Annotated in this window: 11 protein-coding genes; 6 read left to right on the forward strand and 5 right to left on the reverse strand. The window is 68.6% G+C overall.

Translation table 11 applies throughout. The features are described 5' to 3' along the window. Positions 1-97 precede the first annotated feature (97 nt). The 6 genes from G6O54_RS07595 to G6O54_RS07620 all read left to right on the forward strand — a co-directional run bounded on the left by G6O54_RS07595 (position 98) and on the right by G6O54_RS07620 (position 6,071). The gene (locus tag G6O54_RS07595) at positions 98-1,498 is read left to right on the forward strand and encodes a DUF1571 domain-containing protein (protein ID WP_165222628.1); all 1,401 of its coding nucleotides are present in this window, start codon (positions 98-100) and stop codon (positions 1,496-1,498) included. A 291-nt stretch (positions 1,499-1,789) separates the two neighbouring features. Continuing rightward, positions 1,790-2,176 carry a response regulator gene (locus G6O54_RS07600; protein WP_165222631.1) on the forward strand — a complete coding sequence of 129 codons (387 nt, stop codon included), beginning with the start codon at positions 1,790-1,792 and terminating at the stop codon, positions 2,174-2,176. Between the two features lies 1 nt (position 2,177). Further along, positions 2,178-3,575 (forward strand): ABC transporter permease, encoded by a 1,398-nt coding sequence (locus G6O54_RS07605; protein WP_165222634.1) that lies wholly within the window; start codon positions 2,178-2,180, stop codon positions 3,573-3,575. Between the two features lie 257 nt (positions 3,576-3,832). After that, the gene (locus G6O54_RS07610) at positions 3,833-3,979 is read left to right on the forward strand and encodes a hypothetical protein (RefSeq protein ID WP_165222636.1); all 147 of its coding nucleotides are present in this window, start codon (positions 3,833-3,835) and stop codon (positions 3,977-3,979) included. 3 nt (positions 3,980-3,982) lie between these two features. Next, positions 3,983-5,206, forward strand: a complete 1,224-nt coding sequence (locus G6O54_RS07615; protein ID WP_165222638.1) for a dipeptide epimerase — start codon at positions 3,983-3,985, stop codon at positions 5,204-5,206. Beyond that, positions 5,199-6,071, forward strand: a complete 873-nt coding sequence (locus G6O54_RS07620; protein ID WP_250846758.1) for an alpha/beta fold hydrolase — start codon at positions 5,199-5,201, stop codon at positions 6,069-6,071. Before G6O54_RS07615 ends, G6O54_RS07620 begins: the two co-directional genes overlap by 8 nt. Positions 6,072-6,081: 10 nt before the next feature. Here the strand turns inward: G6O54_RS07620 and msrB are convergent, their stop codons facing one another. The 5 genes from msrB to G6O54_RS07645 form a co-directional block, all read right to left on the reverse strand. Continuing rightward, positions 6,082-6,864 (reverse strand): peptide-methionine (R)-S-oxide reductase MsrB, encoded by a 783-nt coding sequence (gene msrB / locus G6O54_RS07625; RefSeq protein WP_165222640.1) that lies wholly within the window; start codon positions 6,862-6,864, stop codon positions 6,082-6,084. An 83-nt stretch (positions 6,865-6,947) separates the two neighbouring features. Continuing rightward, a complete protein-coding gene (locus tag G6O54_RS07630; protein WP_165222642.1) occupies positions 6,948-8,441 on the reverse strand; it encodes a hypothetical protein in 1,494 nt (497 codons plus the stop codon). 66 nt (positions 8,442-8,507) lie between these two features. After that, a complete protein-coding gene (locus G6O54_RS07635) occupies positions 8,508-9,770 on the reverse strand; it encodes a hypothetical protein (RefSeq protein WP_165222644.1) in 1,263 nt (420 codons plus the stop codon). Then, on the reverse strand, positions 9,767-11,305 hold the full coding sequence (locus tag G6O54_RS07640) for a class II fumarate hydratase (protein ID WP_165222646.1): 1,539 nt from the start codon (positions 11,303-11,305) through the stop codon (positions 9,767-9,769). Before G6O54_RS07640 ends, G6O54_RS07635 begins: the two co-directional genes overlap by 4 nt. Before the next feature lie 132 nt (positions 11,306-11,437). Beyond that, complete coding sequence (locus tag G6O54_RS07645; protein WP_165222648.1) at positions 11,438-12,271, reverse strand: UDP-2,3-diacylglucosamine diphosphatase; 834 nt, start codon at positions 12,269-12,271, stop codon at positions 11,438-11,440. Between the last annotated feature and the right edge of the window lie 6 nt (positions 12,272-12,277).

A 12,277-nucleotide genomic window follows, 5' to 3' on the forward strand; every position in this document is an offset into this window, starting at 1 on the left:
CGCCTCGCGACCTCCCCGGGGGGTCCGCGGCGAGGGTCCCGAAGATCGGGCTTCGAGACATCCCCGCCATCGGGGGCGTTGAAGCATGAGGACTGCGATGGATCGCGTCTCCCGCCAGCACCACCGGCTGCGGATCCTGCCAGCCGCGACGATCGTCGCCCTCGCGGTCGTCCAGGCCGGCTGCGCAGCCTGGGATCCGACGGGCTGGAAACGCCCTTCCTTCTCCTGGAATCGCCCGGGCCCGACGTTCGACACCGGCATGGACACGTATGCGGCGGCCGCCGCGGCCTCGCGATCGAACCAGGCCCAGACCGCCCTGGCCCATCGAGAACCCCAGGCCGCGGATGCGAAGCGGCCGGCTTCGAAGCCTGCGAGCGAGCCGGGTCAGGCGGCCACCTCCCCGATAGACGAGCCCGCCTCACCCATCGAGGCCCCCCCGCTCGACGGACCGGTCGCCAGCGCACGGGGGAGCAGGCCGACGAGGCAGCGGGCGGTGGATTCCGGCGTCCGCGTCACCCTCGGTCCGCCCGAAAGCCTGCCGACGCTGAAGGAGACCCAGCCGGCCCTGGCCTCGTCCCGCAAGACGGCCTGGACAAGGTCCGAGGATCGACCCTCGCGACCCTCCCGCTCGCCGGAGCCCGAGCCCGAGCCGATGCCGGCCATGGATCCGGAGCCCCGGGAAGAGGTCCCGCTCGAGGCGACCGCCCCGCGGGAGAAGCCCCGCCGCGTGGCGTCGAATCCCCCCGCGCGGTCCGCACCCGAGAAGGACGAGCTCCGCGAGATCCTCCACGCCTCGAAGGAACGCCTGGAATCGATGTCCTCTTACCAGGTGAACCTGACGCGTGAAGAACGGGTCGGGGGCCAGCTCCAGAGCGAGAAGGACGTGGTCCTGAGCGTCCGCCGCAAGCCCGCGGCCGTCCGCCTGGAATGGGTGGGTGGCCCCAGCAAGGGGCGCGAGGTGCTCTACTCCCGGGCGTTGGATGAACGCATGATGTATGTGAACCTCAACAATGGCCTGCCCCTCTCCCGGATGAGCATCCCGGTCGATAGCCCCCTGGCCCTCCGGAACAGCCGGCATCCCATCAGCGAGGCCGGCTTCGACACGATCCTCGCCAAGCTCTTCCCCTACGGCGATCCCTCCTCGTCCGTCCCTGTCCGGGACGGCAGGCTCGTCCTCAAGGGGCCCGAGACCCCGGACGGTTACGACGCTCCCTGTCACGTGCTCGAACGGACCACGCCGACCGGCGAGATCTGGCGGGTCTATCTCGACCGGAAGACCCTCATGCCCGCCGTGGTCCTCGCCCAGAAGGCGGACTCGGGTGAGCTCATCGAGAAATACACCTATCGGAATCTCAGGGAGAATCCCGCGGACCTGGCCCGCGCCGAGGCGTTCGACCCCGACAAGCGATGGGGCGAGGCCAAGGGGCTGTTTTCACGGCTGGCCGGCGGCAACGCCAACCGCCCCGCCGACAAAACAGGATCGACCACCACGAGATGACTGCCAAAGTGGCGATGAGTTCGAGAATCGGAACGGAATCCCGGCCTGATTACTTCCCAAAATCGTCCCGTAGTCCTAAGCTTGATAGTGAGTTACGGAGCTCGAGCCGGAATCACGGCGGATTCGGCTCGGCGGTTGCATAGAGAACCGCGTCGGAGCCGTCGCTAGCCCCTTCCACAACCCAGGCGGACCAGGGCGTAGCACGCAGGAGAATGTCACGGATGCGGGTCTCGCGAAGAAACGCGGCCTGCCGATGATTCCAACCCCACCATCTGAGTGAGCTTGGTTCCCATGGTGTCGGGGCAGCCCTACTCGATCCTGATCACCGACGACGATCCGACCGCTCGCGAAACGTTGCGCGACGTCTTCGAGCCGGAAGGATACCGGACCTTCCTCGCGGAGAGTGGCGAGGAGGCCATCGACATCGTCAGGGACCACCAGGTGCACCTAGCCCTGATGGACATGCACCTGCCGCGCCTCTCCGGGCTGGAGACGATCGCCATCGTCCGCCAGATGAAGGGCATCATCCCGGCCATCCTCCTCTCCGCCGACCGCGACGACAACCTGCTTCGCCGGGCCCTCTCCGAGAACGCGTTCTGCGTCCTGGCCAAGCCGGTCAGCAAGAGCGTCGTGATCTACGTCGTCAGCAAGGCGATCCAGAAGTACTATTCGAACTGAGATGCGGACCGGCACTGGTATCGTCCTTCCGTGGGTCCACGTCCCCGCGGCCCTGATCGCTTTGTTCCTCGTCGTCGTGGAATCCCTCGCCCACGACATCCCGAACCAGCGGGTGGACCGTTCCATCCAGGCCACGGTGCGCCCCGGTCGGCTCGAGATCGATTACGAGGTCAGCCTGACGGAGCTGACGCTCACCCAGGATCTCCGCCGACTCATCGGCTCGACCTCCGCCGGCGATCGAGCGGAGTGGCTGAGGCGATATGGCGAGGTGACCGGGCCGCTCAACGCGCGGGGCTTCCTCGTCGAATCGGCCGGCCTCGAGGTGACGCTGACCTGCGGCCGCTTCGACCTCGTAGTCGAGGAGCATCCGAGGTACACGTTCCATCTCGCGGCCGACTTGCCACGGGTCGGTCGACTTGTGGTTACGGATACGAACTATGCCTCGAGCGAGGGGACCAGCCGATTCGCCATCCGCGGGACCGACGGGGCGGTCGTCGAAGGCGATGACCTGGCGCCGGATGTCCGGGACATCCCGATTCGCCCCGTCTGGCAGCTCGACGACGAGCAGGAACGGCGGACGAAACGAGTCGCGGTGGACATTCGGTTCCCGGGCGAGCCTCCTCCTTCGACTCCGGTCACGGCCGCGACCGACCTTCCCGAGCCCGCCCCTAGCTCCGGGCGAACCGGGGAAGTCGCGGCGCCGGCCGCGCGGGGCGCGGGCCTCCGTCTGACCGAGCTGCTGGACGACGCCGCCTCGTCGTCGCTTTCCGGCCTGCTCGCGATGGCCGTCGCGCTCGGGGCGATCCATGCCATCCAGCCCGGCCACGGCAAGACGATGGTCACGGCCGTGGCGATTGGCCCTGGGGCGTCGTGGTTGCAGCCGGCCTTGCTCGGGCTGATCACCACGGCCGCGCACACCGGCAGCGTCCTGGCCATCGCCGCGGTGCTCTGGTGGACCGGTGCAACGCAGGTGGCCGGCCTTCACCGGTCGCTCGCCCAGGTGGGCGGCTTCATCATCGCCGCCGCAGGACTTTATCGGCTTGGTCGATCGTTGGGAGGTCGATCGGATCACACTCACCGCGAGCCGGTGGCCCCCCCGACCCCTCCCTCGTGGCTCGGGCTGATCGGCCTGGGACTGGCCGGGGGGCTCGTCCCGTGCTGGGACGCCGTCGGCCTGGTCGTCCTCGCCGCGGCGATCGGGAAGCTGGGGCTGGGCCTCCTGCTCGTGATCGCCTTCAGCATCGGGATGGCCGCGGTGCTCGTCGCCGTCGGCCTGGGCGCGGCGCGACTGCGATCGTCGCTCGTGCTCTCGCGGAAGGCCCAACGGTGGGAGGCTGCGATGGGCGCGGTCAGCGGGCTGATCCTGGCGGCGATCGGCCTCTGGCTGTTCCTCGAGTAGACTCAGCCGGTGGCGACCGGCCGGACGTTGCCATCGCGGCATGCCCTGGATTCAGATGACGTTGCGGAGCGTGACCGGGTATAACTCCCTTGGCCGGTTTTCATGCGCTTCGGTAGACTGTTCTTTCGGCGCATGCGACGAGCCCGATCCTCCGAACCTCACCGCCCATCGATTGACTCCGTGCCCATCGATGCGGGCCGCGGAAGCGGCCACGAGCGGCCGCCTGGCGGAGAGCCTCGCCTGGGAGAGACCGAGCCATGAAGCAGTTGACCGTGGGCCCAACGCTCGGACGATCTGGACGGATGGACGACCTCGTGGAGAGGAACGACTTCGCCGTCCTCGCCGAGAGACGGCTGAAAATCCGGGATCGCACCCGCCGTCTCCTCAAGATGAACGTGAATTGAGCGATGCCAGATCCGGCTCACGGTAGAACATCGACGAAGTCCGGGCCGCGGATCCGCCGCATCACGCTGCTTCGCCTGGCCGTCCCCCTGAAGCGGGAGATCAAGCACGCGTCGCATACGCGGACGTCGAGCGAGAATCTGGTCGTCCGCGTGGAGCTGGCCGGCGGGACCCTCGGCCACGGCGAGGGGGTGCCGAGGCCGTATGTCACGGGTGAGACCATCGAATCCACGTTCGAGTCGCTCGCCCGCCACGACTGGGCGCGGATCGTGGGCGAGCCCGCGGATTTCGCGGGAGCCGTCCGGACCATCGGCTCGATTCGCCTCCCCGAGAATGAGGCCGATCCTCGCGGCATGGCGGGAAACGCCGCGCGCTGCGCGCTCGAGATTGCCCTCCTGGATGCCTACGGGCGGGCATTCGGCGAGCCTATTGGCAGGGCGGTTGAGCTCGCCGAGTTCTCCGGACTGCGACGTTACGCGACCGTCCGCGGCGTCCGCTACGGGGGGGCGATCACGGCCGACTCGTTCCGCAAGGAGATCCGCTCGGCGATCAAGTTCCGGGTCTACGGGTTTCGCGACGTGAAGACCAAGGTCGGCGTCGAGGGCCAGGACGACGCCCGCAGGCTCGCCTGGATCCGCCGCATCCTGGGAGGCAAGGTAGAACTCCGAATCGACGCCAACGAGGCATGGAAACCCGCCGAGCTGATCGAGCGGACGCAACCGCTGCGACGGTACGCGATCGCCGCCCTGGAGCAGCCCGTCCCGCACGCCGAGGTCGGCAGCCTGGCGGAGCTGCGGCCGAAGCTCGGCATGCCCGTGATGCTCGACGAATCGCTCTGCGGCTATCCCGACGCCGAGCGGACGCTCCGCGAGGGCACCGGCGACATCCTCAACGTCCGCCTCTCGAAGTGCGGCGGGATCCTGCCGTCGCTCCGGATCATCGCCCTGGCCCATCGATCCGGCCTGGGCCTCCAGCTTGGCTGCCACCCGGGGGAGACGGCCATCCTCTCCGCGGCCGGTCGGCACGTCGCGGGCCGGGTGGACGGGATAAGCTGGGTGGAAGGCTCGTACGACCGCCACATCCTGAGGGAGAACGTCTCGCGGGAAGACATCACGTTCGGTTTCGGCGGCCGGGCGAAGCCGCTGGCGGGCCCCGGCCTGGGCATCTCGATCGATCCCGAGGCCGTCGACGCCATGGCGACCGAGCGTCGGGAGCTGGCCTATGACTGATTCGGGGATGCTCCACCGATCGCTCCGGACGTCGGACGGCTACGACGTGCACGTGGGAGCCTGGCCCGCCTCGGGCGTCGCCCGGGGCCACGTCGTGGTCCTGCACGGCGTCCAGAGCCATTCGGGCTGGTACGGAGCCCTCGGTTCCACCCTGGCCGCGGCCGGCTACCATGCGAGCTTCCCGGACCGCCGCGGTTCCGGCCCGAACACGGCGGACCGGGGCCATGCGCCGTCGGCCCGGAGGCTCGTCGCCGACCTCGCGGAATGGCTGCGGGTGCTCCGGTCCGAGGCCCCCGGGATCCCCGTGACGATGGGGGGCATTAGCTGGGGAGGCAAGCTCGCCCTGATCGTCGCCGCCAAGCACCCCGAGCTCGTGGACGGCCTGGCACTGATCTGCCCGGGCCTGCTCCCGCGGATCGGCGTCTCCCTGGGAGAGAAGCTCCGGATCGCGGCCGCGATGGTCACCGATCGGCACCGGAAGTTCCCGATCCCACTATCCGACCCGGCGCTCTTCACGGCGAACCCGGCAGCCCAGGCCTTCATCGCGTCGGACCCGCTCGGCCTGCGCGAGGGGACCGCCGGGCTGATGGCCACCAGCTTCTTCATCGATCGGCGAGTCCGCCGGGCGCCCCGGAGTATCCGGCAGCCCGTGCTGCTCATGCTCGCCGGACAGGACCGAATCGTCGACAACGCCCGGACAGTCCGCTATTTCAACCGGCTGGCGGCCACGGACCGCACGGTAATCGAATACCCGGAAGCCCACCACACGCTCGAGTTCGAGGCCGACCCCTCCCGCTACGCGAGGGACCTCATCGATTGGATCGGCACCCACGTAGGGCCGCAATCCTCCACTCCAGTTGGCTGAGCCGGCCGGCTCAGAAGCGAGGCTGCCGGGACGTCGGCTTCACGTCTGACTTCGAGCCGGCATTGTTTTCCTCGCTCGCGTCTCTGCCGGTCGTCGCCCTGCCGCGGCGTGCCGTGGCGGCCGGCCGGCCGCCCTTGCGACTCGCTCCCTGGGTCGCGGGTTTGGCCGTCTTCTCGGCGTCGAGCTTGAGGGACAGGGAGTTGATGCAGTACCGGAGCCCCGTGGGGGGCGGGCCGTCCTGGAAGACGTGGCCGAGGTGGGCGCCACATCGTCGGCAGGTGACTTCCACGCGGGCCTCGGACGGCTCGCTGTAGTCCATCGCTGTCTCGAGTGCCTTCTCGCTGGCGGGCCGAAAGAAGCTGGGCCAGCCCGTGCCGGAGTCAAATTTGTGGGCGGATTCGAAGAGGGGCGCCCCGCAGCAGACGCAATCGAACGTCCCCTTGAAGTGCCCGGTCGCGTACTTCCCCGAAAAGGCGGGCTCGGTGGCCTTCAGGCGGGTGACCATGAACTCGTCCGCATTGAGGAGCTTCCGCCATTCCTCGTTGGTCTTGATGACGCGCTCCGGCTCGCCGGACCTCGCGGAGGGGCTCTTTGTGCCGGCCTTGCCGTCGGCGGCCGGCTTTGCGGCGTCGGACTTCTCCGGGGCATCAGTTTCCCCGGGCTTGGCCGGGGCCGAAGCCTCGGCGGGCGGCCGAAACGGATCCTGCGCGATCGCCGGGGCGGCAAGACTGCACGCCCAGGACAGGCCGGTGATGAGCACGAACCGGCCCCGACTACCGAGTAACAGCCCCATGGGTAACACCCCTGAACTCGGGCGGCGAAGGGTCAAGTGCGAGAGGAACCAGGAGAATAGGCGTCATCCCGGTCGCCGATGGATCAAGGCTTCGGCGGGGCGGCCTCTTTCGCGGGTCCGGGAGCGGCCCCGGGATTGCGGAATTCCGTCTTGGTGGCCCGGAACGCCGCCTCGACCAGGCCCCCGGTCGCGACTGGGGGGAACCCCTCGACGACGACCACGTCAGGGCCCCGGCGTTCGACCACCTGGCAGACGTCGTCCTGGCATCGCCAGAGCGAGGCCGGGATGGTCTCGGGCTGGAAGCCCTTCTTGCCTTCCCTCTTCGTCTGGTAGCGGGCGTAAGCCTCGGCGAACTCCCGGGCCTCTTCCGGGCTGTCCCAGGTGGAGAACCAGACCAGTCCGAGCTTGTCGCCTGGCCCCTCGAAGATCGCGTAGCGGTCTCCGTCCCAGCCGGCCGCGGCCTTCGAACCTTGCCGGCCGAGCATGATCGCGGTCTGGAGCTCGCCCAGGACATTGCGGCCGACTTCCTTCCAGGGGGCTCCGGCGTTGAGGGCCCCCAGGTCGATCATGGTCGGCAGGTCGGGAGTTCCGATGAACTTGTCGGGATGGAGGATCTGCTCGGTGGAGACCGGCGGGTTCCGATACGCCTCGTCGATCGCCTGCCAGCCCCCCTTGTTCGCCAGCCAGGCGCAGAAGACCATGCCGCGGAGGTACGGGAAGATCATCGATTCGGAGATGATCGCCGGCGCCGATTTGAGCGACTTGCCGCCCCCTATCATCGACATGAGCGGCCCCAGGAAGCCCATGCTCCGGTCCAGGTCCGCCGCCGGCAGCTTGACGATCTTCGAGCCATCCCAGTCCTCCATCTGGGCGCCGACCATCGCCAGGGTCGCCTCACCCTCGATGAGCGCCGAGACCGCCAGCGCTCGGTCGTCGTCGTGCCGGGCGACCTTGTGGAGGTGCTCCAGGTCGTAATGCTGGTCGGCCAGCGCGTGGGTCAGCTCGTGGGCGATCACCGTCTTGTTCTCGTCCTTGTCGAAGCCGCCGCGCTTGCCGAAGAGCTTCTCGAGGAACGTCGGCTGGGCCTTCTTGACGGACTCCGGCTCCTCGATGAGGTGCATCGTCTTGGTCTTCGGATCGTAGAAGGCGGCGACCTCCTCGGAGTAGACCTGGACGATCAGGGCCTTCATGTCCATGGATCGAGGGATCATGCCGAAGGCCTTCATCGCCAGCTCGTTGGTGCGGAATTCCGCCGGAGTCATGTCCTCCTCGAATTCCTTGAGGAGCATCTCCTTCATGGCTTCCCGCTTGGTGACGTCTCGCTTCACCTCGCTCTTGAACGGGATGTGCCGCAGCGCGGGCAGGATCTGCTCGAAGCCGCTCTTGTAGCGGACGACCGCGTCGGCCGGCTTGCCCTGGTCGGCGAGCTTGTCTCCCTCCGCCAGCAGCTTGACGCCGTCCTTCGCCCCGGACGCCGGACTTGCGGGTGCGCCGCCGCCGTCCGACCTCGCGGGCCCGGCCCCCCAAAGGAGGAGCGAGATGGTGGTGAGCATGGCGAGGGTGCGGATGGACGGCATTGGGATGCCCCGTGGGGTGAGAAGCCTGGCCCGCTGAACGTGTGGACCGCCGACGACCGGCCGTCACTATTGTGTTCGTCGCGCGGACCTAAATCCAGTGCCGCCGTCGCGAGGGAACGAGGCCGACTGCCCGCTTCGTGTCGGCCAGTGGGGCGTGGGAGGAGGCGCCGGCATGTCTTCCAGCCTGATCGTCAGGAGCTGCTTCGCCGCCTGGATCCGGACGTTATCGCGGTCGCGAGGGCCGTTCCTGGTGTTCAGCGAGTGGTCCAGCTCATTGGCCAGGAAGTCGAGGACGGCCGGCTCGGGGACGCCCAGGGAGCGGATCAGCCGGGCCCTGGCCTCCCGGCTCATCCGGGCGCCGGAATGGCTCAGGAAGTAGAGCACGCGAGCTCGAAGCTCGGGAGAGTACTGGCGGCCGAACCGGTCGCAAAGGGCGTCGATCTGGCCCCCCATGTCGGGCGCGCCGGCCTGGAGGATCGTCTTCAGCTCGGAGCGGAACTCCTTGCGATCCTCCTCCACGCGTCCGCGGGTCTCCGCGGCGATCTCGTCCTTCGCCCTGGCCTTCACGGACTTCATCCGAGCCATGTCCGCTCGCCGCTCCGCGGCCTCATCCCGAAGGTCCTCGGCGAGCTGCTCCCGCGTCGGTGCCGGCGGCGGCTGGGTCGCCGCGGCCCGCTCCGCGGCCGGGTCCGACGGGGGTGGCGACTCCCCCGGAGTCTCCCCCTTCGGAGCAGGGACCGAGAATCCGATCGCCAGGGGCGGCCGCGGGGCGGCCGGCGCGGGCGTCGCCGGAGCCTCGGCCGGCGCCTCGACCGGCGCCGCGGCGGGAGGCCCGGCCGGCGCCGCGGCGGGGGGATCGAGAGCCGGAACTGGAGCCGGAGTCGGAGTCGCTGGCGACGGCTGGATGGGGGCCGGAATCTCGCTCGAGGCCGAGCCCAGGAACCCCAGCGATCCGGGCAGCGACGCATCCGGTCCTCCCGGCAGGGGAACGGGCAGGGGGGCGATCGGCTGCGTATTCAGGGCCAGGGGAAGCTCGAAGGGCTGGGCCTCACGCGGCTTCTCCTCGGGCAGGAGGATAACTCGGGAGGCGTCGCGACTCGAGGACGCCGCGGCCGCCGGCGGGACATCGTATCCCCGGGTGCGGACCGCGACCCGGTGATAGAGGAGGACCGCTCCCAGCGGGAGGAGGATGAACAGCGGAAGGACGAAGAACCATGGTAGTCCTCGCGTCCGATACTGGATGACCACGACGGGAGCGGCCGGCTCGCGGATCGCGCCCTCCGTGGTCACGCCGTTCGGTTCTTCCCCGGTCTGGTCCAGCTCGCTCATCCCGACCCACCTCCCGATGCAACGGCCCCAGGGCTCGTCTGGCTCCTCGGGTCCAGCAACGCCTCGATCTCCTCCGCCGAGGGATAGCCGCCTCGGCCCTGGAGCGACCCGGCCGCTCCCGGTGCCTCGAGTTCCTTAACGATACTCGCCTCGTCCTTGCCGACGAGGCCGAGCGCCACGTCCCGGACACTCGTCCCCTCATGATAGGATTTCTTGGCGATGGCCACCGCTAGATCATAGCCAATCCGAGGTGCGAGCGCCGTGCACATCGCGAGACTTTTCTCGATCGACTCCCGGCATCGCCCCTCATCGGCCTCGATCTGCGTCGGGCCGTCAACCTTCTGTCCTTCCAGAAAAGAAGTTGCGTCGACGCATCGGGTCCGCAGATGGTCCGCCGCCCGGGCCACCAGGCCGATCGACTGGAGCAGGTTGTAGGCGATGATCGGCATCATCACGTTGAGCTGAAAGGACGAGCCCAATGAATTCGCCCACGCAATCGTGGCGTCGTTTCCCACGACCTGGGCCCCGACCATGAGGACGCACTCCGGGATCACCGGATTCACCTTGCCGGGCATGATCGAGCTCCCCGGCTGGAGCTCCGGGATCCGGATCTCGCCGATCCCGCAGCGGGGACCGGACGCGAGCCAGCGGAGGTTGTTGGCCAGGATCGAGAGGCTGACGGCCACGGTCCGAAGCGTCCCCGACGCCTCGACCGCGGCATCGCGCTGGGCCATCGCCTCGAAGTGATTGGGAGCCATCCGAAGCGGGAGCCCGGTTTCCCCGGCCAGGGCAGAGACCATTCGTTCTCCGAACTCGGGGTGCGAGTTGATCCCCGTCCCCACGGCGGTCCCGCCGATGGCGAGCTCGGAGAGCGGCTCAACACACCCCTGCAGCCGGCGAACGGCCTGCGTCATCTGGGCCTCGTACCCGGAGAACTCCTGTCCCAGCCGGATCGGCACGGCGTCCTGGAGGTGCGTCCGGCCTATCTTCACGATCCCATCGAACGCCCGAGCCCGCTCTCCGAGCGCGTCGCGAAGATTCCCGATCGCGGGGATCAGCCGACGGGTCCAGCCGTCGAGCGCGGCGATATGGATGGCGGTCGGGATGACGTCATTCGACGATTGACCAAGGTTCACCGCGTCATTCGGGTGGACCGGCGATCGCCCCCCGCGACGACCAGTCAGGGCCTCATTGGCGATCCCGGCGATCACCTCGTTGGCGTTCATGTTGGTGGACGTGCCGCTGCCGGTCTGGAAGACGTCCAGGATGAACTGGTCGTCGTGGGCCCCCTCCGCGACCGAGTTCGCCGCCGCCGCGATCGCCGCGGCCAGGTCCGGCCGGATCAGGCCCAGGTCGAGGTTGACCACGGCGGCCGATTTCTTGATCAGGCCGATCGCCCGGATGAACTCCCTCGGGAACCTCAGGTCGCTGACCTGGAAATTCCGGGCCGCTCGCGCCGTCTGGGCCCCGTAATAGGCCTCAACGGGCACCGGGACCTCGCCCATCGAATCTCGCTCGATCCGCGTCTTGTCCATGGTGGGGACCCTCGTTCCGGAGCGACAGTGGTCGCCCAATCCGACGGCGCGTCGAGACGGACGAGCCGGGGGGACCGATCGCAAGTTCCGGGCCGCGGAGACCGACCGGGCGGGCGGCCGACGATCCTCGTCTCACCCCAGCGCCGGCAGCGGCGACGCCCCAGACGGCGGAAGCTCCGCCTCGCCCGCGGAGAGCCGCTCCGAAGGGTTGTCGACGGTCTCCGTCGCCAGCGGCCAGTACTGGAGCCGGATCTCCCGACCGAGCACGGTGACGAACGGGCAGGGGGGGGCCTCGGTCCAGGTCCCGCTATTGATGTAGAGGATGCCGTCCCGGCGAGATTCCAGGGGCAGATGGGTATGGCCGCAGGTCACGTAGCGGAAGCCCCGACTGGCGGCATACTCGGAGGCGCGGCGCTCGATGACCTGGCTGTTCCGCTGGAATCGCTTGCTGATCCTCCGGATCCACCGCGCCGTGCGGTGGGGCGCGACCTTCTGGATGTAGTAGAAGAGACCGCAGGCGATCTCGGTCAGCAGCGGAAAACCGGTCGTGATCGTGTCGAACTGGTCGCCGTGGAGGATCAGCAGCCGGATCTGGCCGTTGTCGAAGACGGACTCGTCGAGGATCTCCACGCCGACGATGTGGCCCACGATGTCCGCCGGGCCGTCGTGATTGCCGCGGACCCAGATGACCCGCATGTCCGGGCGGTCGGAATTCCGGCGAATGACCTTCAGGCAGGCGAAGTGACGCTTCGTCAGCCGCTTGAAGTTGAGGTCGTCGAAGATGTCGCCGTTGATCACGAGCACGCGGCAATGATCGCACGCCCAGATCAGGAACTCCTCCAGCAGCTTCGCCTGGCAGACCATGCTCCCCAGGTGCAGGTCGCTGATCACGATGCAATCATATCGGGGCTCGGTCGACGAGGCCCCCGCGGCTTCCGACGCACGGCTTTCGGCGTCACTCTCCATCCCACG

It is taken from the genome of Aquisphaera insulae, assembly GCF_011064615.1.
Lineage (GTDB): Bacteria > Planctomycetota > Planctomycetia > Isosphaerales > Isosphaeraceae > Aquisphaera > Aquisphaera insulae.

What these genes read in the sequence shown, in the direction of transcription:
- G6O54_RS07595 (WP_165222628.1), top strand. Translation starts at nt 98, where the DNA reads ATGGATCGCGTCTCCCGCCAGCACCACCGGCTGCGGATCCTGCCAGCC.
- G6O54_RS07600 (WP_165222631.1), top strand. Translation starts at nt 1,790, where the DNA reads ATGGTGTCGGGGCAGCCCTACTCGATCCTGATCACCGACGACGATCCG.
- G6O54_RS07605 (WP_165222634.1), top strand. Translation starts at nt 2,178, where the DNA reads ATGCGGACCGGCACTGGTATCGTCCTTCCGTGGGTCCACGTCCCCGCG.
- G6O54_RS07610 (WP_165222636.1), top strand. Translation starts at nt 3,833, where the DNA reads ATGAAGCAGTTGACCGTGGGCCCAACGCTCGGACGATCTGGACGGATG.
- G6O54_RS07615 (WP_165222638.1), top strand. Translation starts at nt 3,983, where the DNA reads ATGCCAGATCCGGCTCACGGTAGAACATCGACGAAGTCCGGGCCGCGG.
- G6O54_RS07620 (WP_250846758.1), top strand. Translation starts at nt 5,199, where the DNA reads ATGACTGATTCGGGGATGCTCCACCGATCGCTCCGGACGTCGGACGGC.
- msrB (WP_165222640.1), bottom strand. Translation starts at nt 6,864, where the DNA reads ATGGGGCTGTTACTCGGTAGTCGGGGCCGGTTCGTGCTCATCACCGGC.
- G6O54_RS07630 (WP_165222642.1), bottom strand. Translation starts at nt 8,441, where the DNA reads ATGCCGTCCATCCGCACCCTCGCCATGCTCACCACCATCTCGCTCCTC.
- G6O54_RS07635 (WP_165222644.1), bottom strand. Translation starts at nt 9,770, where the DNA reads ATGAGCGAGCTGGACCAGACCGGGGAAGAACCGAACGGCGTGACCACG.
- G6O54_RS07640 (WP_165222646.1), bottom strand. Translation starts at nt 11,305, where the DNA reads ATGGACAAGACGCGGATCGAGCGAGATTCGATGGGCGAGGTCCCGGTG.
- G6O54_RS07645 (WP_165222648.1), bottom strand. Translation starts at nt 12,271, where the DNA reads ATGGAGAGTGACGCCGAAAGCCGTGCGTCGGAAGCCGCGGGGGCCTCG.